The 24,828-nt window shown below is 44.1% G+C and carries 26 protein-coding genes; 17 read left to right on the top strand and 9 right to left on the bottom strand.

Going from position 1 to position 24,828, the window contains the following annotated elements:
• Positions 1-85: 85 nt before the first annotated feature.
• Complete coding sequence (locus BLR32_RS29005) at positions 86-1,039, top strand: NmrA family NAD(P)-binding protein (RefSeq protein WP_089837319.1); 954 nt, start codon at positions 86-88, stop codon at positions 1,037-1,039.
• A gap of 63 nt (positions 1,040-1,102) precedes the next feature.
• Here the strand turns inward: BLR32_RS29005 and BLR32_RS29010 are convergent, their stop codons facing one another.
• The gene (locus tag BLR32_RS29010; RefSeq protein ID WP_089837321.1) at positions 1,103-1,918 is read right to left on the bottom strand and encodes a hypothetical protein; all 816 of its coding nucleotides are present in this window, start codon (positions 1,916-1,918) and stop codon (positions 1,103-1,105) included.
• 223 nt (positions 1,919-2,141) lie between these two features.
• On the opposite strand from BLR32_RS29010, the gene BLR32_RS29015 reads away from it, so the two are divergent.
• The 5 genes from BLR32_RS29015 (at position 2,142) to BLR32_RS29035 (ending at position 5,333) form a co-directional block, all read left to right on the top strand.
• Positions 2,142-2,630, top strand: coding sequence for a hypothetical protein (locus BLR32_RS29015; protein ID WP_143011632.1), 489 nt, complete (start codon positions 2,142-2,144; stop codon positions 2,628-2,630).
• 171 nt (positions 2,631-2,801) lie between these two features.
• Complete coding sequence (locus BLR32_RS29020; RefSeq protein WP_089837325.1) at positions 2,802-3,242, top strand: Hsp20/alpha crystallin family protein; 441 nt, start codon at positions 2,802-2,804, stop codon at positions 3,240-3,242.
• Between the two features lie 278 nt (positions 3,243-3,520).
• Positions 3,521-4,051: a DinB family protein gene (locus BLR32_RS29025; RefSeq protein ID WP_218124274.1), complete on the top strand. Its 531-nt coding sequence runs from the start codon at positions 3,521-3,523 to the stop codon at positions 4,049-4,051.
• A 160-nt stretch (positions 4,052-4,211) separates the two neighbouring features.
• A complete protein-coding gene (locus BLR32_RS29030) occupies positions 4,212-4,601 on the top strand; it encodes a winged helix-turn-helix transcriptional regulator (RefSeq protein WP_089837327.1) in 390 nt (129 codons plus the stop codon).
• Between the two features lie 66 nt (positions 4,602-4,667).
• The gene (locus tag BLR32_RS29035; RefSeq protein ID WP_089837329.1) at positions 4,668-5,333 is read left to right on the top strand and encodes a DUF2306 domain-containing protein; all 666 of its coding nucleotides are present in this window, start codon (positions 4,668-4,670) and stop codon (positions 5,331-5,333) included.
• A 40-nt stretch (positions 5,334-5,373) separates the two neighbouring features.
• Here the strand turns inward: BLR32_RS29035 and BLR32_RS29040 are convergent, their stop codons facing one another.
• From BLR32_RS29040 to BLR32_RS29050, 3 genes are all read right to left on the bottom strand, one after another.
• Positions 5,374-5,757 (bottom strand): hypothetical protein, encoded by a 384-nt coding sequence (locus BLR32_RS29040; protein ID WP_143011633.1) that lies wholly within the window; start codon positions 5,755-5,757, stop codon positions 5,374-5,376.
• 105 nt (positions 5,758-5,862) lie between these two features.
• On the bottom strand, positions 5,863-6,759 hold the full coding sequence (locus BLR32_RS29045; protein ID WP_143011634.1) for a DUF6929 family protein: 897 nt from the start codon (positions 6,757-6,759) through the stop codon (positions 5,863-5,865).
• 20 nt (positions 6,760-6,779) lie between these two features.
• Complete coding sequence (locus BLR32_RS29050) at positions 6,780-7,178, bottom strand: winged helix-turn-helix transcriptional regulator (protein WP_089837334.1); 399 nt, start codon at positions 7,176-7,178, stop codon at positions 6,780-6,782.
• 84 nt (positions 7,179-7,262) lie between these two features.
• Here BLR32_RS29050 and BLR32_RS29055 point away from each other — a divergent pair, with 84 nt between their 5' ends.
• A complete protein-coding gene (locus tag BLR32_RS29055) occupies positions 7,263-8,147 on the top strand; it encodes an NAD(P)H-binding protein (protein ID WP_089837336.1) in 885 nt (294 codons plus the stop codon).
• A gap of 72 nt (positions 8,148-8,219) precedes the next feature.
• Here the strand turns inward: BLR32_RS29055 and BLR32_RS29060 are convergent, their stop codons facing one another.
• Genes BLR32_RS29060 through BLR32_RS29075 form a run of 4 tightly spaced genes read right to left on the bottom strand, consistent with a single transcriptional unit; the run spans position 8,220 to position 11,003 of the window.
• On the bottom strand, positions 8,220-8,789 hold the full coding sequence (locus tag BLR32_RS29060; RefSeq protein ID WP_089837338.1) for a DUF6620 family protein: 570 nt from the start codon (positions 8,787-8,789) through the stop codon (positions 8,220-8,222).
• 22 nt (positions 8,790-8,811) lie between these two features.
• The gene (locus BLR32_RS29065) at positions 8,812-9,786 is read right to left on the bottom strand and encodes a hypothetical protein (protein ID WP_089837340.1); all 975 of its coding nucleotides are present in this window, start codon (positions 9,784-9,786) and stop codon (positions 8,812-8,814) included.
• A 2-nt stretch (positions 9,787-9,788) separates the two neighbouring features.
• On the bottom strand, positions 9,789-10,037 hold the full coding sequence (locus tag BLR32_RS29070) for a hypothetical protein (RefSeq protein ID WP_089837343.1): 249 nt from the start codon (positions 10,035-10,037) through the stop codon (positions 9,789-9,791).
• A 9-nt stretch (positions 10,038-10,046) separates the two neighbouring features.
• Positions 10,047-11,003, bottom strand: coding sequence for an SPFH domain-containing protein (locus BLR32_RS29075; RefSeq protein WP_089837345.1), 957 nt, complete (start codon positions 11,001-11,003; stop codon positions 10,047-10,049).
• Positions 11,004-11,335: 332 nt separating this feature from the next.
• Between BLR32_RS29075 and BLR32_RS29080 the strand changes: the two genes are divergently transcribed.
• Positions 11,336-12,820 carry an FAD-binding oxidoreductase gene (locus BLR32_RS29080; protein ID WP_089837347.1) on the top strand — a complete coding sequence of 495 codons (1,485 nt, stop codon included), beginning with the start codon at positions 11,336-11,338 and terminating at the stop codon, positions 12,818-12,820.
• 185 nt (positions 12,821-13,005) lie between these two features.
• Complete coding sequence (locus BLR32_RS29085) at positions 13,006-14,730, top strand: GH39 family glycosyl hydrolase (RefSeq protein WP_089837610.1); 1,725 nt, start codon at positions 13,006-13,008, stop codon at positions 14,728-14,730.
• Between the two features lie 79 nt (positions 14,731-14,809).
• On the opposite strand, the gene BLR32_RS29090 is transcribed toward BLR32_RS29085, so the two are convergent.
• Complete coding sequence (locus BLR32_RS29090) at positions 14,810-15,244, bottom strand: hypothetical protein (RefSeq protein WP_089837349.1); 435 nt, start codon at positions 15,242-15,244, stop codon at positions 14,810-14,812.
• A 424-nt stretch (positions 15,245-15,668) separates the two neighbouring features.
• Here BLR32_RS29090 and BLR32_RS29095 point away from each other — a divergent pair, with 424 nt between their 5' ends.
• The 8 genes from BLR32_RS29095 to BLR32_RS29125 are packed head-to-tail and all read left to right on the top strand — an operon-like array spanning position 15,669 to position 24,823.
• Positions 15,669-16,979 (top strand): S8 family peptidase, encoded by a 1,311-nt coding sequence (locus tag BLR32_RS29095; RefSeq protein ID WP_089837351.1) that lies wholly within the window; start codon positions 15,669-15,671, stop codon positions 16,977-16,979.
• Between the two features lie 19 nt (positions 16,980-16,998).
• Positions 16,999-18,900 (top strand): hypothetical protein, encoded by a 1,902-nt coding sequence (locus BLR32_RS29100; RefSeq protein WP_089837353.1) that lies wholly within the window; start codon positions 16,999-17,001, stop codon positions 18,898-18,900.
• 34 nt (positions 18,901-18,934) lie between these two features.
• Positions 18,935-19,975 carry a hypothetical protein gene (locus BLR32_RS29105; protein WP_176842467.1) on the top strand — a complete coding sequence of 347 codons (1,041 nt, stop codon included), beginning with the start codon at positions 18,935-18,937 and terminating at the stop codon, positions 19,973-19,975.
• Positions 19,976-19,991: 16 nt separating this feature from the next.
• Positions 19,992-22,067, top strand: a complete 2,076-nt coding sequence (locus tag BLR32_RS29110) for a hypothetical protein (protein ID WP_089837355.1) — start codon at positions 19,992-19,994, stop codon at positions 22,065-22,067.
• 5 nt (positions 22,068-22,072) lie between these two features.
• Positions 22,073-22,237: a hypothetical protein gene (locus tag BLR32_RS34160; RefSeq protein WP_176842468.1), complete on the top strand. Its 165-nt coding sequence runs from the start codon at positions 22,073-22,075 to the stop codon at positions 22,235-22,237.
• Positions 22,234-22,509 (top strand): hypothetical protein, encoded by a 276-nt coding sequence (locus BLR32_RS29115; protein WP_089837357.1) that lies wholly within the window; start codon positions 22,234-22,236, stop codon positions 22,507-22,509. Before BLR32_RS34160 ends, BLR32_RS29115 begins: the two co-directional genes overlap by 4 nt.
• Positions 22,499-23,236 (top strand): hypothetical protein, encoded by a 738-nt coding sequence (locus tag BLR32_RS29120; protein ID WP_089837359.1) that lies wholly within the window; start codon positions 22,499-22,501, stop codon positions 23,234-23,236. Before BLR32_RS29115 ends, BLR32_RS29120 begins: the two co-directional genes overlap by 11 nt.
• Before the next feature lie 12 nt (positions 23,237-23,248).
• The gene (locus BLR32_RS29125) at positions 23,249-24,823 is read left to right on the top strand and encodes a M15 family metallopeptidase (RefSeq protein ID WP_089837361.1); all 1,575 of its coding nucleotides are present in this window, start codon (positions 23,249-23,251) and stop codon (positions 24,821-24,823) included.
• The last annotated feature ends 5 nt before the right edge of the window (positions 24,824-24,828 follow it).

Genomic DNA, 24,828 nt, shown 5'->3' on the forward strand with positions numbered 1-24,828 from the left:
TCTGTGTAAAGCAGATGGCCTGTTTCTTTTTTTCCACGACAACGCTGGACTAATTTTTGGAGCTCCTATATAAACCATTGTAATTATGCATGTCATTCTTGGAGCTTCAGGACAAGTTGGTTCTATTATTGTCAACCAGCTTATAGAAAAAGGAGAACAGGTCAAAGCTGTTGTCAGAGATGAAAAGAAAGCCGGTAAACTGCAAAAATCAGGCGCTGCTGTTGCAGTTGCCGATATCAGCGATCTACCCTCACTGGTTGCTGCACTTCAGGATGGCAGTACACTCTTTGCGCTCACTCCCGAAAGCGGGCACGAGCGAAATGTAATTGGTGAAACAAAAGACATCCTTGAAAACTACAGAAAAGCATTAGCCAGTTCCCCCATTAAAAAAGTAGTAGGTTTATCTTCTATTGGCGCCCAGTTCGAAACGGGGACGGGTAACCTGGTGATGTCTTATCTGCTGGAACATGCATTTACGGGCATGCCTATCAAACAGATCTTTGTACGTCCGGCTTATTATTTCAGCAACTGGATGATGTATCTCGGATCTGTTATGGAAAAAGGGATATTGCCTACTTTTTTCCCGCCAGACCTGTCCATTCCTATGGTATCGCCCCAGGAAGTAGCTACTTATGTAGCAAATGTGATACAGAAAGAGGAAGAAGATGGGAAAATATTTGAGTTGACAGGAGCTGCTTACAGTAGTAATGATGTAGCTAAAGCATTTTCTGATGCATTAGAGAAGGATGTAAAAGCAGTACAGATACCCAGAGAGCAATGGGAAAGCACTTTACATGAGACGGGATTTTCACCGGATGCTATCAGGAACTTCATAGAAATGACGGACGTAGTGATCTCAGGAAAGGTAATGCCGGAAAAGAAAGGTACCGTTCAGGTAAAACTGAAAACTACGTTGAAGGCTTATGTTCAACAATATGTTCCTGCAGAAGAACCTACCAGGAGCAGGTCTGACAGCAAGGAGGAGCCTGCTACCACAAAAAGCAAGACGAATAATAAGAGAGCAAAAAGCAAAGTTTGATAATAACAGATAAGGGAGAGAGCAGATAATTTCTACTCTCTCCCTAGTCTATTTTTACAGCACTTATTTCAATGTAAAACTACGTGCTTTTGCAATGGCGCTAAAGAGGTTTGCCTCATCCTCCTTTGCTTCAGCCAACACTTCCTTCTCTGCAAACAGCGATTTTGTTACTGCCGGCCGTTTCAGGATAACTGTCTGCAAGCCATAACGTACGTCCAGTGAATAGTCTTCGGAACTGGTATACAGCTGACCATTCAGATTAACACCAAAGGCGCCTCCTTTTGCCCCAACGGTGAATTTGGTGTATTTACGCCGGATGATATATTTCTGCACAAAGCCTATTACAGCGTACACGTAGCATACGGCTGGATCGTCCAGTATCGTTGTTTTATTGTCGGCCATCCAGGACTGCACACCTTTATTCCAGGTATCGCTGTCACGGTTCACTAATCCTGTTGCCTGATCGAATACCATGAGACTAAACGATGATTCTCCCTCAAATTCCGCCGTCAGGTAATTCAAAAAACTCACTTCTACGGCCAGTTTCTGATCCACCAGGATAGACTGCCGTTTGATAGGTTCCTTAATCTTCGAAGTTTCATCAATCTCGATACCCGGAATCTTAAATGCAGAGAATTCAATAGAAGCGTTCTCCGTATTGGCAATAGAGGGGCAATCAGCCTGTGTTTTCCTGATTTCAAGTACTGTTCCCAGCAGGGCATATGGATTACCAATATAAGCGTCTGCTCCAAGGTAAAGCATGTTATTCTGTAATGCCAGCATCTTCTGCGCTTCCATGACAGATGAGATCTTCTTTGATTCGGCTACTTCACTATTCATTGTCTCATTGATGTGCTCTGTGGTGGAATTATTTCCCATAGTAAAAGATTTAAGTATGTGTCAAAAGGGGCACCCGTTGGAGGTATATTTTTTATTGGGGTATAACTAAAGTACGGTTTTCCGGGGAGAAAACAAGGCTGGGGGAGGCCACATAAGCATATTGTTACGAACGGCTGGCTTCGCCCTGATAATTCTCTTTCTCCTAAGTAAAGTTATAGTCTATTCATTACCTTCATAAGGTCCCTTCATAAATACCATTACCATGTATCCATTTGTAGTTACCCTTTATTGTTTGTTGTCTACCTCTCTTTTTGCACAACAACCTGTTGACAGTACCCGTGTCCGTACTGAAAAAATGAATAAGATCTTTGAGGAAGAGATCATCCCATATCTTGAGTCGCGCGATAGTGTACCCGACTGGGCGGGCTTTGGAAAACATCTGATATCGCTTTATGGAGATACGGGAGAAGAAGTTCTATTAATGAGTCAGACCATCTACAGCATGCAACGCGATGACTGGGCCAATTTTTCCACCGCTATTATTCCTTATGCCAGGAAATATGGAAGCAATATTCCCGCTAAGCAACGTCATGCATTTAGCGAATATATGAGCCGGAATGCCCAGCTATTATATCAATCCGGGCATAAGGAAGAAGGTATCAGATGGCAGATACTGGCATTGCCGCTGGCGGCAGAAACAGAGCATGCGGGTATGCTTGACACTATAGAAAAAATGAAGAGAGGAGAATAGGCTACCCCACTGACAATTGTTTCATTCGAAAAGAAAAAATTTCAGTTTTTCTGAAAAAATTTCAGTTCAGGATCGGGTGGCACCTCATTTGAACAGCGTCGGGTGGTAAGGTTGGCCAACCATATTACCGAGGTTTTACATATTGTTCACTTAATTAAAAGGAGGTTCATTATGTCACTCATCAAAAGGAATGGAAACACACTCCCTTCGTTGCTCGACGACTTCTTTAGCCGTGAACTTTTCAACTGGGGAAACAATAATTTTTCATCTACCAGTACTACAGTTCCATCTGTAAACATCAAGGAGACTGCCGACAATTACGAGGTGGAAGTCGCGGCGCCTGGTATGGAAAAGAAAGACTTTAAAGTTACGCTTGATGATAATCTGCTGACTATTTCATCTGCGAAACAGCAGAGTCAGGAAAAGAAAGAGGATAATTATACCAGGCGGGAATTCAGTTACCAGTCATTTCAACGCAGTTTTGAGCTGCCCAAAAATGTTGTAGATGACGATAAAATCATTGCCCGCTACGAAAATGGTTTATTACATCTTACAATTCCAAAACGGGAGGAAGCTAAACAAAAAGCGCCCCGTACTATTGAGATAGCATAAGTTAGGATGTTGAGTCTGCTGTGAGATTTCTCTAAATCAAATAGCAGTTTTGGATTAAAGCCTTCAGTACTCATTATCTGAAGGCTTTTTTTGTCCCTGATATCCTTTTGGTGGAAGCATGGAACCATTCCTTATGTCGCTGAACAAATCCGTCATCTGAATTGTTGAGTTTATTAATTCCAATTACCCCTTAAATTATGTTGAGCATTCTTAAAGTAGTTTTCTTTTGTATCATATCTATTGCTAAAGTATTCACTGTTCAATAAAACCTACATTCGATGAAAGCACTCATGTTCCTTCAGGTATTCACACTATTTATTGGATTATCCGGCATTTGCACTGCCCAGTCAACAAATGAAGAAATGATAAAGGAATGGGAAAGGGCAAAAGCATACACAAAAGAATATCTCGATGCTATGCCAGAGAAAGATTATGCTTTGAAACCAACCCCTGAAATGCGCTCCTTTGCTGAACAAATGCTGCACATTACAGATGGGAACTATGGCCTCGTATCTGCGGCTACCGGCGACAAAAGCCCTCATGATATGGGAGAAATGGAAAAATCAGCAGATAAATCAAAGGCTGCTGTAACCCAGGCTGTAATGGATGGATATGACTTTGTGATCAATGATATCAAAAACTTATCTGCGGATAAGCTGAATGAAAAGGTTACTTTATTCGGCAAGTTCGATATGACAAGGAAAGCTGCGTTAGAAAAAGCGTTTGAGCATCAGACGCATCACCGCGGACAAACTACCGTCTATCTGCGTCTCGCCGGCGTTAAGCCTCCTCAGGAAAAACTGTTTTAATTTTCTGTCATCATCTTTCGTTCAGTCCTGTCAATCACTTAGAGTAATCAGCCACTGATGAAATCAGTTACGATCTGACAGGACTGAAAAATATTTATATTGCATAACAATGGCAAACCAGTAATATCTGCTGTATTGCCTGTAACCCAAATTAAAAGTTATGCAGACATACGAAAGAAAGACTCCTGAAGACCTGGATTGTGGCGTTACTGTATTCATGAAAGTACTCGGCGCAAAATGGAAACCCTGCATTGTAGATCTTATCAACAGGGGGTATAAGCGGCCCAGCGAAATACATAAACAACTCATCGCTGCTACACCAAGAGTAGTTGATATGCAACTGAAAGAGCTTGAATCATATGGCATTGTTTGTAAGAAAGTCCATAAGGGATTCCCCCTGCACGTTGATTATTCCCTCACCGATATGGGCAAAAGCCTTCTTCCTGTCATTGTTTCAATGGATCAATGGGGAGCCGCTTATTCAGGGAAGGTGAAGAAGGTAAGTTCCGGACGACAAGCTGCATCCTGCATGGTTTCCACTACCGAATAATTTTTCGGTTATTGATTGCAACAGTCCCCTTATTGAATTTTGTGTTCAATTAATGAGATATTGAACATGAAAAATTTATCTGCTGTAGCCTCCTCATGGGGAATAAATGATGTCTTTAAAGTATTGATCTGGGCTGTCATTGTAGCGATCACCTGGTACTTCATGCATGGCGCTGATCACTTTCTCCTACTCACGCCTGAAGCACTGGGCAAATACTTCAAACTGAAATGGGTGCTGCTGCTCCATATTACTGCCGGAGGAGGGGCGCTTGTTCTTGGTCCTTTACAATTCTGGGAACGCCTGAGAACCAAAAACTGGCAATTACACCGCATTATAGGCACCCTTTACCTGCTAGCTATCCTGGCAAGCAGCACCTGTGCCGTCATCCTGGCTTTTACCACCGCTTATGCGATCAACTGGCCGTATGCATTTTCATTGCAGGTGTGGGTTAGTGTCTGGATATCTTCCTCCTTTATTGCCTGGTGGACGATCCGTAAAAGACAGGTCAAGCTCCATAAGGAGTGGATGACCAGAAGTTATATCGTCACATTGGCATTCGTCATATCCGGTCTGACGGTAAAGTTACCTGTTGTTCAATCGCTGGGAAACTTTGCTGATATTTCACCCTCTCTTTTCTGGATGGGATGGGCTGTACCCTTGTACATTTATGAAGTGATATTATCGCTCCGGCAGAAAAAGGGCCGGCAGGATGTGATACACAAAAGGGGATGATCCGTAGACCATCCCCTCTGCATGAACCAAATTGTAAGATTTAAGATTTGTAATAGTTCCTTTTCGCTTCAAGGACCGCCTGATCACGTTCTCTCTTGAATTCCCGCACCTGAGCACGTTTTTCTTTACCGGTCAGATCTTTATCCAGTTTTACGGATTCGATCTTATCCGCATAGTCATTTTTAATATTTGCTATCTGCATATCCAGCTTCGTTGGCTGGTAAGGCACGGCAGCTGTATATGGATACGGGTAGCCATAATAAAACGGAGAATAGAAAGGGCTGTAGAAGCCACCGCCCACTACTACGGTTGTTCTGGGGTAAAAACCACCACCATGAAAACCTCTGATTGGGCCATTAGGAACCATTGCTGAAGCGCTTTGAACCGTTACTGCAAGTAGCAGTATTGCTATTATCTTTTTCATGACCTTTAATTTTTTCTAATTCTTTGACACTGGTTTAATCGAAAAATTTAAAGGAGAAAGTATGTTTAGCAAACTATTAACAGTTCATCTTTAGTAGCCAGATTGTTATTCCGGCAGATCTTCCATTGCCATTTTTATGTGGAATAGCGTGCTTGCACCCTGGTCGTTATCAGCCACAAGATGCAGGTACCAGTTGTTATCTGTAACGGCTGATAAACAAACGCCTTCAATCTTTTCGCCTTTAAATGCAGGATCTGCTTCGGATAAATTGACAATGCCATTCAGTGATATGTCTTCCCTATTCAATTTCTGGCTGATATGCTTTACCCAACCAATGTAACTGTCGCCGATAGCGCCATCATCGTACGCATTGCCGGTAGCTTCACTGGAGAGGATGACCAGTAGCACGTCTTTCTGTTCAACATAGCATAACTCGGAAATGCCTGCAAATGCTGACAATGAGAAAGGAATAACAAGCCTGGAAATAGTGATCGCTACATCATTCTGTCGCTCCAGAAAATCGGGTGTGGTGATAATAAGGTGGTTAACCGGATTGGTTTCATTGCCGCGGTTACTAAGTATGAGATGACTACCTGCTACTGCAGCACCTTCAATATTTATTTCAGGGATCTGTTGCAGCCGTTTGATAAAAGAAGTATATGTTATATGCTGTGGTTTGCTGTCAGATACAGGAAGAGGTAGCAACACTCCTCCTTCTCTTTCTTTGGTGGCTGCAGAACCTAATGCCAGCAGGTGTTTCTGACCGTCGATATCGACTATTACCGCTGTTTCCAGATCGGCTTTCTTCGCTTTGGGTATCCGCTTTTCATTGTATTCAAAAAGGGGTATTGTGCTGACTGCTTTATAATTGCTATCCAATACCAGTAGTTTATTGGCATCATCGCCTATAACGTACAGGTGTTCATCATAATAGTCAATAGAGGAACCGGAGGGGTAATCACTCAATAGCAGGAATTTCAGTAAGGTTATAATAGTTTTCAAAATCGTTTTATTTCAGTATTCTATTTAAGTTCCATACCTGCATCCGCAGTTGCACTGAAACCCGCATATTTTGCATTGTCTTTTATAGCCCAATCAGCCATTGCCATCAATACCGGTCCTAACTCTTTTCCTGAGGGCGTAAGGCTGTATACAACGTGCGGCGGAACAATATCCTCTGCCTTTCTGTTTATTAAATTGTCTTCCTGCAATTGTTTTAAATGCTGTATCAGCATTTTCTCCGTAATCGCAGGTATCAAACGCTTTAGTTCACCATAGCGTTTAGGACCGCTTATCAGGTTGTAGAGAATGATTGGTTTCCAGTGGCTGCCAATCTTATTCATAACATAGGTGACGGGGCATGTCATTTCAGCAATGCCCTTATTGTAATTTCTTGTTGAGCTTTCTTTTACTTTAGTCATAGCTACTTACTTTGGGGTAGGTACTTGTCAAAAAGTTTGTACAAAGATAGTTTTGCCTTGTAAAACAAACAAACATTTTAAAGTATGAAAATTATAGTAACAGGCTCTCTGGGACACATCAGCAAGCCTTTAACAGAGATATTGACAGGCACGGGCCATGAGGTAACCGTTATCAGCAGCGACGCTGGCAAAGTGGGCGCCATTGAAGCATTAGGTGCAAAGGCTGCAATAGGATCTCTGGCAGATATTGCATTCCTGACTAAAACATTTACCGGTGCAGATGTAGTTTACACGATGGTGCCACCGAATTTCGGCGCTACCAATTACAGACAGTACATTAGTGATATTGGTAAAAACTATGCAGCCGCCATCAGGGCATCCGGCGTAACACGTGTGGTGAACCTGAGCAGTATCGGCGCCCATCTTGATAAAGGTACCGGGCCGATTACGGGATTACATGATGTGGAACTGACGCTGAATGCACTGGACAATGTAGCCGTTAAACATCTTCGCGCCGGATTCTTTTATATCAACTTCTTTGCTAATATAGACATGATAAAGAACAGCGGTATTCTGGGCAATAACTATGGTAAAGACGCAAGACTGATGTTGGTGCATCCACGGGATATTGCGGAAGCAGCTGCACAGGAGTTACAAGGTTCTTTCAGTGGCAAAAGCTATCGTTACGTGATCAGTGACGAACAAAATGTTTCAACGCTCGTTAAAACATTGGGGGCTGCGATAGGAAAGCCCGATCTGCCGTGGGTAGAGTTCAGTGACGAAGATAGTTTAGCCGGTATGACCGGAGCAGGTTTACCACCCGCTGTTGCGAGTACTTTTGTGGAAATGGGCACCGCTATAAGGAGCGGCACTTTATGGGAGGATTATGACCGGAACAAACCTACGAGTTATGGCAAAACGAAGCTGAATGATTTTGCAGATGAATTTGCGGCAGTGTATAAGGGATGATGTTAATGTTTCAATAAAAAAGCCTTCCGGTTAAAAGAACCGGAAGGCTTTTTCCTTTATAGTGTTTGCATGCTAAAACTCTACATCGTCAGCTATATTGCCACCATTTTCTTCAGCAAATTTTTTTGCATACTCCTGTCTCTTAGCCTCCATATAGTCTACATATTCCGTTATTTCTTCGCTGCTCAGGTCTTTCTGTTCTTCCATCCACTGCATAGCTACCTGCTGGAAATCGCCCAGAGAAATGCCGTAGTTATCCTGTATCCATCTGGCGCCATCTAAACCGGCTTCATACGCTGCAGTACGTGCACCATTCAATTCTTCATAGAAGTAGCGGTCATTAGCCAGCCTATCAAGGTTTTGTGCATTCCCTGCGCCTGCTACCGGCTGGAGCTGACCTAATTTGGGGTGTTGATCGGCTTGTCCGAATAAGGTTCCCATTTCGGAGATCACAATAAATTCGGAATCTTCCTGCATACGTTGTACCCAACCCTGACTGGCTTCTTCCCATACTGGTGTTTCTACGCCCAGTGCGCTACAGATAGCATCAACGGCAACACCGTTCGCAATCTTTGCGTTGGCTGCGGAGTAATCGTACAGGCTGATGCCGTGAATAGGTTCAAATAAGGGGTTTTGTCCCATGGTCTGTTGTTTTTATAGTTAACTATAGATTCGTGCTTCGTTTACCGTCATATCGCTTATAATTGGCCTGTAGAGACAGGAAGAACTTCTCATGGTGTTCCTCCAGGTCAGGCAACAATTTATTCAGCTCATCAAAAATGTTTCTGTAATACTTGTCAAGCAATTCAGGGGCTTCGTTTTCAGCCTGCACTCTTTTTGCTTCCAGTGAAAGAAGCTGTTCATATTTAGCGCCACGCTTCGACATACGTTCATCCATGCTCAGCGTCAACTGCAATTCATGCATCTGCTGGTAAAGATCCCGCTCTTCTCTGTTTCTCTGTTCATGCGCATCCATAAAATGCTTACTACGCTGTTCAGCCAGTTTTCTGGCAGTATGCTCAATGTCGCGGGCTATGGTTCCCGGCTCGAAGATGTTTTGCGTCTGACAGTGGGAACACGCTACATAGGCACTGTAATAGTACACTTGCTTTATGCTCAGATTAGCGCCACACTGGCGGCAATTGACCGACTGGCACTGTTGCCAGTAGTTATTCATCATTTCCTCAAAAACAGGCTCGTAATCCTTTCTTTCTACCAGTTCTGTGGTTTCCTCCACACGATGATGCAATTGTTCTTCCCATTCGTTCGCCTTATCCGCACAACGATTCCGCCATTCACGAAGCATATTGTACGCCTCACTTCCTACGGAGAGTGTATCTGAATACCGGCTATAAACTGGTTCAATCTGCTTTTCAAGTACTTCGCGTAGTTTCTCACGCATGTTGGCTGTCTGTCCTTTCATAGCGGATGAAAAGCGGTAATATGCCTGTCCGAAGCGATCATCTTCTGCCATTACAGCAGGCGCTTCTTCTATGAAGCCGCTAAGCAGCACATCTACACGTTCATTCAGTTTGGCAAGGAAAGTATCCAGCCGGTTTTCCAGGGTTGCTAATTCACTCTTCAACGCTTCATATTCCTGCTTGTCTTCCTGTGATTGTCCCCAATTAAATAAGCCCATAATTAAGTGTTGGAATTATCTGACTTTTTGATGTATTTGCCGTCAGTAAGTGTTGTTGTAATAAAGGGATGTCCACAGTAGGCACAGTGCGTCAGTCCATCCTGTTTCGCACGACCTGCGCCGCAGTTGGGACAGGTAGCTTCCCCCGTGCCGGCTTCGGTATTTTCAGCTTGTCCGCCATAGGTTTGCTGCGAAACAGCACGCTGCTTCATGCGCTCAATGAACGACAATTTTTTATTCTCTTCCTGCATTTTGCGATATTATAATTTGGATAAGATCTCCGCCTTCTTTGCTTTGTATTCCTCCACATCTATCAATCCATTATCATGAAGTGTTTTCAGTTGCTTCAGCCTGGATTCAAGATCGTCTTGTTTTTCTGCAGGTTTACTTTCGGGCTTTGCTGCGTTCATCGCATTCATCATGTAGGCCATGGCGGCGCCCTGTTGAGCAGCATCATTCAGGGCAGTCCCCTGTTGGCCTATAGCCGTAGCCTGATTGAATTTGAGGAATGCATCCATGTCCCCTACCATATTCATGTTGGTAACGGTATCAAAATGCTTTGCCACCTCATCGGGCAGGGTAACACTGCTTACAGTAAATTCTGTTACCTCAATACCGAATGCTTCAAAGTAGGGCTGGATAAGAGGTCTTATTTTACTATTCAGGGCGCTCAGGTTACCGGCAATGTCCAGTACCTGTATCTGTGCCTCAGCTAATGCTTCTCCAAACCTGGGTGCAATGTAATCACGGAGCTTGTTTTGTAATTCATGTACATACAGGTATGGAAATGTACCGGCATACTCCCTGAAAAATTTTGCAGGATCTGAGATGCGTACACTATAACTGCCAAACGCTCTGAGGCGAACCTGACCGAATTTCTTATCCGGCAGAATAATAGGTGCTGGTGTTCCCCATTTAAGGTTTACAAACTGCTTAACTGAGAAATAATAAACATCCGCTTTAAAAGGCCCCTGGAAGCCATACTTCCAGCCTTTTAGCTTTGTTAAAAAGGGAATGTTCTCAGTGGCCAGCGTGTGTGTTCCGGGATCGAATACGTCGGCCAGTTTGCCTTCGCTCAGCAACACTGCCTTTTCGGATTCACGAACAATCAGCCTGGCGCCGTTTTTAATGTCTGCTTCCGGATTGGGGAAGTTCCACATTAACAAATTGGGGTCTTTCTCGAACCACTCAATGATTTCAATAAATGGTAAACTCATGGTTTTCAATTGTCACTAATAATCAGGGTTACCTTTTCCATTAGGTTAACGTATATCTATATGCGTAACTGACAGTAAAGGATGCGGAAAATTAGTTATTTTTTGTTAAACCATTTAGCAATTTTTGATACCCTACCCCTAACCTTTTATGACGATATGCAAATGGGGAATAACCTGGATTTATTTGTGTCAAAATGACAAATTATAATATTATCTTGTCTTAGAACAGCCAGGTGGTATAAGAAAGGACTGAGGTGCAATACAGGGAGGCAAAAAATTATCCAGATAAATACGACCTAAATAATTGGGAGCTATTTTTTTATATTTAAGATATGGAAAAGATCACACCCAACGACATACGCTATTCCGATCTTGCAGGAAAAAGATTTAACAAGCGTTTTGCAGGAAAGCCTGAATATATTCGCCTGCCTGAGACCATAAAAGATGTGGTGGAGGCTGTACAGGAGGCCGTGGACAGTAAACGGCGGCCGGTGGTACGTAGTGGCGGTCATTGCCTGGAAGGTTTTGTATCAGATCCTATAGTACAGGTGCTTATAGATTTGTCGCTGATGACAGGCGTCTATTATGATGCGGAAAGAGCAGCCTTTGCAGTGGAAGCCGGTGCCACGGTGGGCGAGATGTATCGCAGATTATTCCTGGGCTGGGGAGTGGTGCTTCCCGCCGGTGAGCATCCTGGCATCGGCGTGGGCGGACATATACTCGGTGGCGCCTTCGGCTTTCTTTGCCGGGAATATGGACTGGCGGCCGACTATCTTTATGGGATAGAACTGGTAGCGGTCGATGCGTCAGGTAAGGCCTATAGCGTCATTGCGACGCGGGAGGAAAATGACCCTAACCGGGAGCTCTTGTGGGCACATACGGGCGGCGGTGGTGGCAACTTCGGCATCGTAACCCGTTACTGGCTGCGGTCTCCGGATTCCGATGGCACTGATCCCTCTACGGCGTTACCCAAAGCGCCGGCGTCTATTACGACTTTCCGGGTGGCATGGGATTGGAAAGACTTCGATGCATCTACGTTCTCCCGCCTTGTGCAAAATTTCGGAACGTGGAGTTTACAGCATAGTGATCCTTCATCTCCTTCAATACAATTGTTCAGCATACTCTTCCTGAATCATCGTAACCTGGGAAAGATAGAGATAAAAGGGATTTCTACTGGCGGTAATGCCTCCCGGCTGATCGACGAACACCTCGCTGCCATTGCAGCGCCAATAGGTTTACCATATAATTTAAAGATCGAGGAAAGCTCATGGCTTCGTTTTGCCCTCAATCCCTTTCCTGAATTATTTCAACCGGGCTTTGATAATGTGCAGGCAAAGGTTAAGGATGCTTTCTTCCGGCGCCCGTTCACAGATAGCCAGATAGCTACGGCCTATAAATATCTCACCGCTGAAGTTGGAATAGGTGGCGTGCTGGGTATGGCCACCTATGGTGGTAAGGTGAATACAGTACTGCCAGACGCCACTGCATCCGCACAACGGGATTGCATCCTGGATGTTGCCTGCAATACAGGTTGGATTGATCCGGCAGGTGCGGAGCCGAGCATGAACTGGGTTCGTAATTTTTATAAGGATCTCTTTCCTGACTCCGGCGGTGTACCTGTGCCGAATGAACAGACCGACGGCAGCATGATCAATCATCCGGATACTGACCATGCGAGCCCGGAATGGAATCAGTCAGGTGTTCCATGGTATACGCTTTATTATAAAGAGGCTTATCCACGGTTGCAGCAGGTAAAAGCCAAATGGGACCCACTGAATATATTTTATCATGCGTTGTCTATACGGGCGGAAAAATAAGATGCCTGTTTATTGTTTAAGGGTATTTAAGAACAGTCCTCTTGTGGTGAATAGATTGACCATGAATGGGGCAAATCATAGGTGATGATAGTAGCAGCATAGGTGGGAATGTGGACTTGATACGGGAATCTGCAGCAGGAAAGGGTCTTGCGCTTCTGCGGTATAATAATTTAAAGGATAAAGATATGTTCAAAAAGTACGTATTGGTTTGTCAATACTTCATTGCTACTACCATTTTTTACCTTCTGGTATTTACGCCGGGAACTTATGCACAACAGCACTTAACATCTGCACAGAGCACAGCAACCATCCATGTTGATCTGAACAAAACCCTTGGCCCTATGTACCCGGCCTGGGCCTGGTTTGGATATGATGAGCCGAACTATACCTACATGAAGGATGGCAAAAAGTTGCTGTCGGAGATTGCGGCTTTATCTCCTGTACCGGTTTATGTGCGGGCGCATAGTTTATTAGTTACAGGCGATGGAAAAGCCGCCTTAAAATGGGGTTCTACCAATGCCTATACGGAAGACGCGAATGGGAATCCTGTTTACAACTGGAGCATCATTGACAGTATTTTCGACACTTACGTTCAACGGGGCATGAAGCCGCTGGCTCAGATTGGATTTATGCCGCAGGCATTGTCCACCAGGCCAACCCCCTACCGTCATTTCTGGAAACCTGGCGATCCCTATTCAGACATCATTACCGGCTGGGCCTATCCTCCGAAAGATTACAAAAAATGGGCTGAATTAGTCTATCAATGGGTAAAACATTCAGTACAACGCTATGGTCAGAAGGAAGTAGAAAGCTGGTACTGGGAACTGTGGAATGAGCCTAATGGATTTTATTGGAAAGCCAGCATGGAGGAGTTCTTTAAACTTTATGATTATACTGCTGATGCTGTAAAACGTGCCTTACCTACAGCAAAAATAGGAGGTATTAACGTTGCGGGAACCGGTAGCCAGGGCGCTCAGCAATGGTTGCACGCCTTCGTGAAACACTGCTTTTCAGATACCAATTATGTTACTAAAAAAATAGGCGCTCCTGTAGATGCTATTCTGTTTCATGCAAAAGGATCGCCTCGTCTTGTAGATGGTCATGTTCAAATGAATATGGGTACTCAGCTAAGGGACATTGAAACGGGCTTTAAACTGGTAGCATCCTATCCTCAACTGAAGAATATTCCTATCATCATTGGTGAATCCGATCCGGAAGGTTGTGCTGCCTGTGGGATGCATACCAATCCTGAAAACGCCTATCGTAACGGAACAATGTATTCCAGTTATACCGCTGCTTCCTTTGCACGGGAGTATGCTCTCGCAGATCTGTACAAAGTAAACTTCAAAGGCGCTGTGTCCTGGTCGTTTGAATTCGAGAACCAGCCCTGGTTCTTTGGCTTCAGGGATCTGGCTACCAATGGCGTAGATAAACCTGTACTGAATGTATTCCGCATGTTCGGTATGATGCACGGTAAAAGGGTAAATCTTACTTCTGATCAAGGCTATGATCTACGCACAGCTGTTGATTCCAGCTTCAGAAGGACTTATCCTGATATCAACGGCATGGCTTGTAAAGATGCGCATGAAGCCACGGTGATGTTATGGAATTATCATGATGATGATGTGAAACAAACTGCAAAACAAGTAACTGTTCAACTGAAAGGGTTACCGCAACAAGTGTATATGCATCATTACAGGATTGATGATGAACATAGTAATTCATATGAGACATGGAAGAAAATAGGATCGCCTCAAAATCCATCAGCAGAACAGATTGCACAATTGGAAAAGGCAGGGCAACTGCAATTGCAGGATTCTCCGCAATGGATAAAAACAGAGAATGGCGAGACAGCTATCAGGATGACCTTACCTTCCCAAGGGGTATCGTTGTTGAAGTTTGACTGGTAGCCGCTAGCGATAAAACCTTAAATTTAATTCTTTTATGTGCAAAAAATCGAACGCTCGTTGCAGGGAATACTCGCTGATCTTAAAGAGGAGCAACACTCCGCATATCTAACTTAACAATTTTATCAAAGGAGCCTCCAAACGAGCTCATATGTCCTTTGTCTGATGCGTTGAATGTGCCAATGATAGTGACATAGTTATCACTGTAATGGGCTGGTTTTATTTTTCTGGTAAGTCTGGGTGCAAAACTTACCCAGAAGCCATTTTTATCAATATGCTTGTTATAATCTTCCTTATGCAGATATATAGCATCTCCTTCAAATTCTAAATGGAGATAACCGCTTACCTGTATTTTTTTCCCGTCATATTTCCCGGGATTAGTAATTAGTTCGGCTAAAGCAACATTAGGCGGGATGTCCTGTCGCTGATGGAGTTTCTTTTCTGTCGCATCAACTGTTTGACCAAAAGCAACGGCGTTTAATGAAATAAATAGGAGCAGTACAGGGATTCTTTTCATGCGTTGAGAAATTTTATAAATGATAATGAGGTCCGGGTATGAGATAAATTTAGCAACAATGATGTTAAGAAAAATATAAGTATCGGTAGATTATTGAATGATCCAGCATGATGAATTGAAAACCAATGGCAGCCATCCATATTTTTTTTGCAGATTCCACAATATTTCCTAGCTTCATCGTCCCAAACCCCATAATCAATATACAAACGACGCATTAAATGTTCTCTTGACCGTAGCACGGGGTTTGTATACTTCTCATCTGATTTAAATATCATTATTATTCGGATCTGCTGCTACCTCAGCAACAGGTGTCATGTGCTGTAACATAGGATGAAAAACTTATTATTTAATTACCCCAAATGCTGATGAATATTAGCAAGTATTAGTTATTACCCCTAATTCATACAGTGTTGCATATGCATTTATGAAAGAGCATATCATCATAAAAGTTGTTACAGAAGTGCTGGACCAGCTACCTGCACATATTCCATACTGGATGGACTTTATCAATGATAAAACAACTGTCATTGAACGTTTTCATCCTGATGTGGACCGGCTATTTGATGAAGCGAACCACAAGTTCTGGGTCACCAGAGAATATAAATCTCAATCCAAAGACAGGGTATGGAGTGCCGATGAAATGAAGGCCAACCTGCATTGCACCTTCCGTCTCATCCTGCAGAGCAATGGGGCCTTACCTGAACAGATCCTCAAACGCATAGAACATCTTCCTTTCATCGCAGAAGTAAGAACATTGTTACTGGGCACCACTGAATTTCCCGGAGAAGAGGTTGCCGGTGCTATGGCCGTTGTTTCTGCAGATCCGGGCGAAATGATCTATCTCCCCTATGCCAAAGAATGGACCAGGGGCGTGAATAACGTGCGTGTCGCTGTTCTGGATACCGGTGCAAACTTCAGTCATCCGGAACTGGAAAATAAAATCGTACTCCGCAGAAACTTTGTAGATCTCCAGGGACTTGACACTTCTTCCTTCATAGGAGACGTATTAAACATTAATGCGCTCCCGGAAGACCAGGTTGGACACGGTACTCATGTATCGGGCATACTGGCCGCAAAAGGGTTGCGTATGAATGAAGGCGTTTGCCCTTCCTGCTCACTGATGGTGGTCAGAGTACTGGCTGCAATGAAGAGCGGTAACAAAATAGTCGGCGCCGGTATCGTAGATAATATCAACAACGGAATAAAATGGGCGGTAGATAATGGTGCAGATGTGATTAACATGAGCCTCGGCATTAAGCATTCTGGCGGTGGGCTTCCTCATGAAGATATTGTCAAATACGCCATCAGTAAAAATGTCACTATCGTCGCAGCCAGTGGCAATGACGGTAGTCCAGAAAAATATTATCCCGGTGCGCTGGATGATGTAATCGCTGTTGGTGCTGTAGATAATTCGGGGCAGATAACCGGCTTCTCTTCTTATGGCGCCAGCATCACCGTGGTAGCACCGGGTACCAACATTTACAGCTCCTATCTTAACAATGGCTACGCACTTTCTTCCGGCACTTCCCAGGCCTCTCCTTTTGTGAGTGGTGCAGTAGCATTGCTAAAGTCGTACGCCTACGAAAAGGGCAAAAAACTTACAAATACCGACATCACCTACATACTTCAGAACACATCAGACAGGCTCACCAGCAAAGTAAGGGATCAGAAAGCCGGATACGGCCTGCTCAACCTGGCAGATTCATTCAAACTGTTAAACGATATGTTATCATAAATTCTTTAAACATTATGTAATGGCAACGCTAAATTTCTTCCCTTCCACCAATGGCGTTAAAATACGCAGAACTAACATTACGACTAACGGTGTCACTGCTGACATTGATAGTCATGTGAAGGAACAGCTGACATATATGAACGATCTGCTGGGCACCCCGATCTATATCAAAGAAGGTGGTGACTTCCAGACCGTAGAAGGTATGTCAATAAGTGAACTTGTTCAACTGCCGCTAAAAGCCAGAATGTATGGCAATAGCCACAGAAAAGAACAACAATGGCAGGAAGATAGTCTGCTTAATACCATATACAAAGCGATCAACAATTCCAAATATGACAAGATCTACAGCCTTGAGGAATATATTGATGCGGAAGATAAACTGTCATTACTGAAATTCGACTTTAAAGACCGGCTTAACAATAACTGGAATAACCTTGATCTGAATACACGCAGCATCCTCAGTTATCCAAACATTGTCAACTACCTGCTGGCTTTTGGTTATAACGCAGGATATACTGAAGTAAACGGGCTTACCAATTTCATCTTTGGTAACAAATCAGGCAACCGCAATGTGATCATCTATACACAGATCAGTGCTTCCCGTCAGTATATCCATGAAGAAAGAGTGAGTGTAGAGTTTAATAACGAAAAGAACCCTGTTATTACCGACATACTCAAAGGCAATCCATCCTTCTCGTCTCTTTCTTTCAGTGCGTTCGTAATGAAAACACTGGAAAATTATGTAGATAACAGCAGCGAACTGGATATACTGAAGGATTCCAAATATTATAAGGACATCCCACCCAGTATGATCCCTAAGCTGATCAAACAGATCAAGGCTTCTATTCTTCCTGTGACAGACAGCAATATCGATATTCTGCTGCCTATCTTCATGAATGAAATAGAAAATACCCCGGGGTGGGAAGACGATACAAGTGACACCGATGGGAGTGCGCCGGACTACAGTGTAACCTTCCTGGATGATGATGCTGCCACTGTACAGGTTGTCTCTGATAATATCCGCTGTGCTGCACAGATGTTCTACTCCATGACATTAGGTGAAGAACTTGACATCTTCAGTGTTGTAAACTTCTTTACGCATAAATTCATGGTGAGAGGAAACATCCAGATCTCTGATTCACAGTTGCGTGAAGATCTGCAGATGTATGTGTTCTCCAATAAATTCCCGCATCCGAGAACCGGTAAAATCATTGAACGCACCCGTCCTGCAGAACGTCGCATGTTCTACAAACAGGTGTTCAACTATGGCAATGCTGCTGTAACAGACGATGTGGTAGTGAACAAAGAATTCCCTAAATACTGGCGCATACTGATCATGGAGGTAGCACGCTACATACAACGTGCGCAGGACAGTCCTAATCCGGAAAGCTATGTATCCCGTCAGACTGTTATGCAGGCAGTAGAAGATCTGCAATACAACCTGTCTACCCATTGCTCTGGTATGGCAAACGTAATATCACCAATCATCTATGATGAATTATACTTCGTTATCAAACGTATACTGAACCATCCGGAAATAGTGAAACAACTCGTTCCGGCAGGTGGTAACTGGTGGAAAGTGGTAGAAATGCTTTACGAAGGCATGAAACATCAGCGTCCGAAAACGACCATTCATTACAACAAGGCGAAACTGGGCTACGAAATCCTTAACTCGATCGCTGACTATAATCCAACCACATTTGAAGATGATAAACGCTTCTCTGCATTTATCAGTAATGTAGATGCCTTCATCATCAGTCAGGCGCAGCTGCAACAGAAAGAAGAGGATGAAAACGAAGAAAGGGGTAACAGGGATTATCGTCGCCGGGAAAGACATGCTGAAAAAGAAGAAGATGAAGACGCTACTGAAAAACTCCCTACACCTTCACCTTCAGCAGGCAAAGATGAATGGGACTTTTAATTCAATCGCTAACTAACAAAATGTACTATCAGCTATGGCTATAAATGTAATACCATCCAGGGCACAGATCAAGGAACTCGCCCGTGCACAGGCAAGAGAAGTGTTGGGTAGCAGTGATGTATTTAAGACGATGTCCCTCGATGATCAGAAAAGTATATACCTGTCTCTCATTGATGACTACACTTCCAGGCAAATGAAAAAACATGGACTGGAAGAAAGTATGGCAACAGATAGTGGTAAGCAAATGGGATACAAGGGATATGACCCGGGCTTCCAGGGCGACACCAGATCATTTAAAGAACTGGTGGATGCCGTCGACTTCCCGAAATTCGTGGCAGATCTGTTGAAAGCTGTATTTGATGCGAACCTTAAGGTGATGAAACAACAGACAGACAGCTACATCAAACTAATGAAAGAAGCCACCAAGTCTACAGCAGATTTCATCAAAAAGATAAAGGATGATGATGCCTTCGCCACACTGGCTGAATCCCGTGGAGATAAGTATAATGTGATCACCGAAAAACAGGCAGACGGTAGCTCCAAGCTGGCGCTCACTAATCCTGAAGGTGAAAAACATGATATGGAAGATGCAGAAGTGAAGAAACATATACTGGAGGCAAAGATCAATATGGCGAAAGAACACCGTGCAGCATTGAGAGAAGTACTGCTAATGGGTGTAACCCGTCTGGTAGTAGAAAAAGGTGAAATCGACGCACAGGTAGAGTTCTCGATTAAAGCTACGCGTGCCAGTACAGCCCATCATGATGATCAGAACATCAACACCGTTAATACCCACTTTGAAGCAGATGGCGGTATACTCGGTGCCATATTTGGCGGGCCTTCGGTAACTACAGACATCACCAACACCAATATCCAGGTGAATACGTCTGATAAAAAAGCGACGGACGATCTGACGGCCACATTGAAAGGGCATGTCAATATCAAGTTCAAAACAGACTATTTCAAACTGGACAATTTTGCCAATATGTATGCTGATGGTGGCGTGGCTGCACTGAAACCGGCAGGCAATCAGCCAGGCATCGCCGCACCGGCAGCTCCTGTTGCAGCACGTTAATTAATAATTACTTGCTATGGCCCTGGCAATTTTACAATGGGAATCCGCAGACAGCCAAAACCATCGTTTCATGATGGATATTGGCACCAATACCTGGTATCGCTTTAAAATAGGCAGGCAGATAATTAACAGGGCAGGTATTAAGTGGGTGGATGAGATCAGCAAGGTCACTCCTTTTCAACAAAAGAAAAAACTCACTTTTCTGGGCGACAGCCAGGAGGAAATCAGGATACCTAAAAACTACTTTGACGGCGGAAACTGTTACATACAATTGCTAAGTGCGAAAGACAGGAATGGTACCTCTCCCGCGGTGTCAAATGTGATCAGGGTACCGGCAGGATTCCAGCATGCAGATACAGGACGTCTTAATATTTCATCTTCAGCAAGTATTGATATGCAAACGACAGCCTTCAATCCCATCAGGAATATCTCTCACGAACAGCAATATCTCTCTCAACAGGCTTCTATTGAAGATATATTGGGTAGTCTGGTGAAAGCGGTACTGCCTGTGGCAATCAGTCTGTTGCCCCCTTCAGCTAATACGGGGAGCAATGCGCCTGCTTCCGGTGGTAATGCGGCTTCACAGAATCCTACTAATATGCTGACCGGCTTGTTGGGCGCTATCCTGCGGGCAGTAGCTCCCGGTATTCCTGGTCTTAGCGGACAACAATCTGTCAGCACAGCTCAATCCCATGACAACAGGTTTTGCTCTGATATTTGTTCCGATAGTAACAGATCATCAGGAGACAACCAGTTTTCCAAACCCTTTGTTTTCGGTATAGATGATGCCTTGCTGGCATCTCTGGCAGGGCCGCTCATTCAGCAGGGCGTACAGCTGCTACCACAATTGATCAATGCTGCTAATCAACATAAACTGCAAACATTGCAGGCGAATAATCAGCTCATGACCACCCTTGCAGGTGATGTGCAAAGACGGCTGATGCTGCAACAATTGCTGCAAAACCAACAACCCGGTGCAGCTCCCAATATTGATCCTGCGGTACTGGCCCAACTGATTGCACAACTACAGAATGCGCAGCCTGCTGCTGCACCTGCGGCAGCGCCCGTAGCTACCGCACATTCAATTATGCAGAACAACACTGCCTATACATTGAGCAGTGGCGTCATACTTACTTTCGAATCATTGAAGCTTTCTTCTTACAATGGAAAGCAACAGCTCCTTTTGCAGCAGGCAGATAAACTACTATTCAAAATAAAACTGAATGTTGGCCAGGCGCCCAAAAATCCCCTTCCCAAAGCAATCTATACTTTCTACTTTAAAGATCCAGTCAGTCGCCAGTTATTGCTGGAGAAAACTTTTAAGAAGAAGGATATCCAGGCCAATACAAACGTGGAATTTGAATTCATGAAAAACGAGCTGTTAAGTCTGCCGCTGTATAAGGACCTGGAAATATTCGCAGAAGTACGCTGGAGAACATCCAGTGGAAAAGAATACAAAGCTATCGGCAATACTCCTGCTGTGTTTGTACAAAATTATTTTGTTCAGCAGCAGGGAGAAGCTGTATCGGCAGAAAAGGAACTGACAGACATGAAGGTCTACCGCTCCTTCTGGAATAAAATATGGCAGTCACCTTCCCTTGGTAAATCAAAATCTCTTTGGGAGTTAAATGCAGATACCCGTTACACTGTATCGCTTTCTGCGGAACATACAGCGAATGGTATTACCGGCACTAAAATGTCGGTCGATGCAAAAGATAAAGAGAGCCTGACAGACACAACATCCGGCAGGATGAAAGCTGGTATAGAACTCAGCATTGCAGAATTAAATAAGCTGCTGGATGGATGGGACGGTAATAAACCACTTGACGATGAGCAGCTGGCAGCGATCAAAAATACAGGCTTCGCAAAGTCTAATCTGGCGGAGATGATCTATAACATCAAAATGAAAGGCAGGACATATGAACAGGGCATGATATGGATAGTTCCTGTATTCAAACTGTTTGATATCACACTCGGTAAAGTGAATTCACTTACGCCAGACGGGTATGTAAATGAACTCAGCAGCGTGAAAGTGAAATTCCCCCTGCCTGTCAGTGTAAGGATACTTGGTATTAAATCTAATAATCAATAAGGCATATGGAATACCCATTTCGCTATAGCTTGTCGGAAGACGACAGTGAAGAAACCCCGGCAGAAGAAACAAATACTGCTCCTGACGTTGAATACGTGTTCGACGGATATGATATAGAACTGAACGTTAAGGTGGTGCTGAACCCCGTTACCAAAACTAATCCATCATGATGGACGAAGCCTTTCTGCCGTTGAACAGTATCATTGATAAGATACTGGACATTCCGGGCGACTTTACTGACGAGGAAAACGGGGTACATAGTTACATCTACGAAATAGAGGTCGGCACTCCTATAGAACTGGATATAAGCATGAATGATGACGGAACAGTGAAGATCGGCACTGTACCTCCTATGTACAGGGTGGATACCAGCTTCCGACCGTCTTATCATAGTATTACAATAAAAGCTGAAAAATATATCGCATCTGAAGATGGCGAATGATAACAAATACTGGAACCTGGAAGATTTTGTTGACTCTCTCGTAGTAGAGCTGGACAAAACACGTGAAACACTGGCTATCAAAGCTATCAATAAGCCATTGACATATACTGTCAAGGATCTCGCCATCGACCTCAATATATTTCCCACCTTCGACGGCGATCAGATCAGGTTCATTACAGCCCAACCTGGCCAGGAAGGAGCATCGAAGGTCAATATCCAGCTGGGTTCTATTACAGACCAGCAGGTAAGGGCTACTACCAAAATATCAGGACTGAAAAATGATACCAAGATTGAGGAGATCGGCGTGGATACCAAGACCCAGAAAAAACTACGCAAACTGGGAGTAAGCTCTGTAGATGATCTGCAGGCAGTAGAGAAGAAACAGGTAGATATACAACGTGCTACCGACAATGAGATTGACTATAAAACGCTGGCCAACCAGATTCAGAAATCGAAAAGAAGTCAGACACCACCAAGGGTGACTGCTGTCAGTCTTGCGCTGGATGAAAATAAAAGACCGTATCTGCATGTGCGGGGAGAGAATCTCACATTGGACAAGCAGTATGCGCCGGTAACTGTCATCAATAATACACTTGCAGATGTGATGGAGTTCAGTGCCAATGAACTGAAAATATTGCTGAATAAAGATCACATCACACAACAGGAATCTGAACTGATCATGACCTTCGATCCTTACACCCTCGTGAAAATGAATATCAGACTTTAAACGTACTGGCATATGAAGAAGAAACATACCCCTTACTCCTGTTACGAAGAGCTACTGTGTGATTATTACGGTGGGCATCACCGTCCGAAAAAGAAAAAACAGAAATCACTGACACAAAGCTTTGACAACGGAGAAGTGCTCACTGTCAAAGATAATGTCCCGTTTGAAGAATATGTTGTAGCGGCATCTACAGACGGTAGCGGAGAGTTCTTCGAAGAATATGTTGTACAGGCATCTGTTGTGAATGACGAAAATAATTTTGAAGAGTATGTATTACAATCGTCCACGGAAGAAGAGAATACATACGTCCCGGCATATTCCCCATCTGCCGCATCACCGGTAAGTGAGAACCAGGACCTGCTGACGAACGTACTCGATCCTTTCTCAATGGGAAAGGCTATTCCAGAGCAGAACTATTCACCATCAACAGATCCGGTTGTATCCGGACCTGACTATGATGCTCCTGATACAGCAGCCTTACTGGAAGACATCAAACAAATGCGGGGGCACGATACGCCTGAATCACCGGCGCAAGGCAGTGGTTCGCTCTCTTCAAGGGAAGAGGAGATCGTAAACGATCTGCAGGCTATTCTTTCTGGTAAGAAGGTGTACGATCCTTCCGCAAAGAAGACTGTTAACCGGGAAGATGTAGGCAAACAACAATCAGTTGAGGAGCCGTCAGCTCAGAAAGGCAATGATCCGGGTAAAAATGAACACGCCATATTTGACCGCATTGCGCAAAATATGAAGTTTGCCAATGCATATAACCTTGGGACTATCCAGGTAGACTCTCAGGAACTGGCTAACCGGTTTGATGATTTCGACAAGATGATGGAAGCTCCTCCTCCGGCTCCTGCTAAGAAAAATGTTCCGGTGCCCGCTGATAAGAAGAGCGAAGAGCTGAATCCCTTAGAGTTTCTGAATGACCTGGACGATATACACAGGTACAACAGCCAGCCACCGGTAGCCACCGTTACCCGGGAACAACCTGCCAGTGTGCAGATGAGTCCTCCGGATACCAATGGTCCTAACTGGCCGCCACGTCCTACCAATATCCGTCCACTCACCAGCGCTGAACGTGCAGCCGCATTCGGCACATTTACTTACGAAGCAGATCCTTCCACCTTCGGTGGAGATGGCATCAGGGTAACAAACAACTGGGCTGCAGATAACATTGTACGGGTGAGCATTCCTCAGCTGAATGGCAAGAAGATCGGCAACCAGGTCATCCAGAATGGTGTCATCAACTTCCATAAAGCCGGAGAAGAAAGATTAAAAGCCCTGTGGGCTGCATGGGAAGCGGCAGGATTGCTGGATCGGATCCTGACCTTTGAAGGTGGTTATGCCGCCAGATTTATCCGTGGCACGCAGAACAGATCTCCAAGACCACTCAGTAATCATGCCTGGGGCACCGCTTTTGACATCAATGCAGGCACCAATGGATTTGGCCAGGAACCTGCGCTAATGGGGCAAAAAGGATGTGTAAGAGAACTGGTGGCGATAGCCAATCAGCAGGGCTTCTTCTGGGGAGGTCATTTCAAAGGCAAGAAAGATGGGATGCATTTTGAATTAGGCAAAACACTGTAATTTTT

This window comes from Chitinophaga filiformis, from assembly GCF_900102545.1.
Lineage (GTDB): Bacteria > Bacteroidota > Bacteroidia > Chitinophagales > Chitinophagaceae > Chitinophaga > Chitinophaga filiformis.

Bases quoted from the DNA above. Each gene is read 5' to 3' on its own strand.
- BLR32_RS29010 (WP_089837321.1), bottom strand. From the start codon at position 1,918: ATGGGAAATAATTCCACCACAGAGCACATCAATGAGACAATGAATAGT.
- BLR32_RS29050 (WP_089837334.1), bottom strand. From the start codon at position 7,178: ATGACTAAAGTAAAAGAAAGCTCAACAAGAAATTACAATAAGGGCATT.
- BLR32_RS29105 (WP_176842467.1), top strand. From the start codon at position 18,935: ATGGCTATAAATGTAATACCATCCAGGGCACAGATCAAGGAACTCGCC.
- BLR32_RS29020 (WP_089837325.1), top strand. From the start codon at position 2,802: ATGTCACTCATCAAAAGGAATGGAAACACACTCCCTTCGTTGCTCGAC.
- BLR32_RS29030 (WP_089837327.1), top strand. From the start codon at position 4,212: ATGCAGACATACGAAAGAAAGACTCCTGAAGACCTGGATTGTGGCGTT.
- BLR32_RS34160 (WP_176842468.1), top strand. From the start codon at position 22,073: ATGGAATACCCATTTCGCTATAGCTTGTCGGAAGACGACAGTGAAGAA.
- BLR32_RS29015 (WP_143011632.1), top strand. From the start codon at position 2,142: ATGTATCCATTTGTAGTTACCCTTTATTGTTTGTTGTCTACCTCTCTT.
- BLR32_RS29040 (WP_143011633.1), bottom strand. From the start codon at position 5,757: ATGAAAAAGATAATAGCAATACTGCTACTTGCAGTAACGGTTCAAAGC.
- BLR32_RS29005 (WP_089837319.1), top strand. From the start codon at position 86: ATGCATGTCATTCTTGGAGCTTCAGGACAAGTTGGTTCTATTATTGTC.
- BLR32_RS29090 (WP_089837349.1), bottom strand. From the start codon at position 15,244: ATGAAAAGAATCCCTGTACTGCTCCTATTTATTTCATTAAACGCCGTT.
- BLR32_RS29115 (WP_089837357.1), top strand. From the start codon at position 22,234: ATGATGGACGAAGCCTTTCTGCCGTTGAACAGTATCATTGATAAGATA.
- BLR32_RS29075 (WP_089837345.1), bottom strand. From the start codon at position 11,003: ATGAGTTTACCATTTATTGAAATCATTGAGTGGTTCGAGAAAGACCCC.
- BLR32_RS29085 (WP_089837610.1), top strand. From the start codon at position 13,006: ATGTTCAAAAAGTACGTATTGGTTTGTCAATACTTCATTGCTACTACC.
- BLR32_RS29120 (WP_089837359.1), top strand. From the start codon at position 22,499: ATGGCGAATGATAACAAATACTGGAACCTGGAAGATTTTGTTGACTCT.
- BLR32_RS29100 (WP_089837353.1), top strand. From the start codon at position 16,999: ATGGCAACGCTAAATTTCTTCCCTTCCACCAATGGCGTTAAAATACGC.
- BLR32_RS29125 (WP_089837361.1), top strand. From the start codon at position 23,249: ATGAAGAAGAAACATACCCCTTACTCCTGTTACGAAGAGCTACTGTGT.
- BLR32_RS29080 (WP_089837347.1), top strand. From the start codon at position 11,336: ATGGAAAAGATCACACCCAACGACATACGCTATTCCGATCTTGCAGGA.
- BLR32_RS29070 (WP_089837343.1), bottom strand. From the start codon at position 10,037: ATGCAGGAAGAGAATAAAAAATTGTCGTTCATTGAGCGCATGAAGCAG.
- BLR32_RS29065 (WP_089837340.1), bottom strand. From the start codon at position 9,786: ATGGGCTTATTTAATTGGGGACAATCACAGGAAGACAAGCAGGAATAT.
- BLR32_RS29025 (WP_218124274.1), top strand. From the start codon at position 3,521: ATGAAAGCACTCATGTTCCTTCAGGTATTCACACTATTTATTGGATTA.
- BLR32_RS29095 (WP_089837351.1), top strand. From the start codon at position 15,669: ATGAAAGAGCATATCATCATAAAAGTTGTTACAGAAGTGCTGGACCAG.
- BLR32_RS29060 (WP_089837338.1), bottom strand. From the start codon at position 8,789: ATGGGACAAAACCCCTTATTTGAACCTATTCACGGCATCAGCCTGTAC.
- BLR32_RS29035 (WP_089837329.1), top strand. From the start codon at position 4,668: ATGAAAAATTTATCTGCTGTAGCCTCCTCATGGGGAATAAATGATGTC.
- BLR32_RS29110 (WP_089837355.1), top strand. From the start codon at position 19,992: ATGGCCCTGGCAATTTTACAATGGGAATCCGCAGACAGCCAAAACCAT.
- BLR32_RS29055 (WP_089837336.1), top strand. From the start codon at position 7,263: ATGAAAATTATAGTAACAGGCTCTCTGGGACACATCAGCAAGCCTTTA.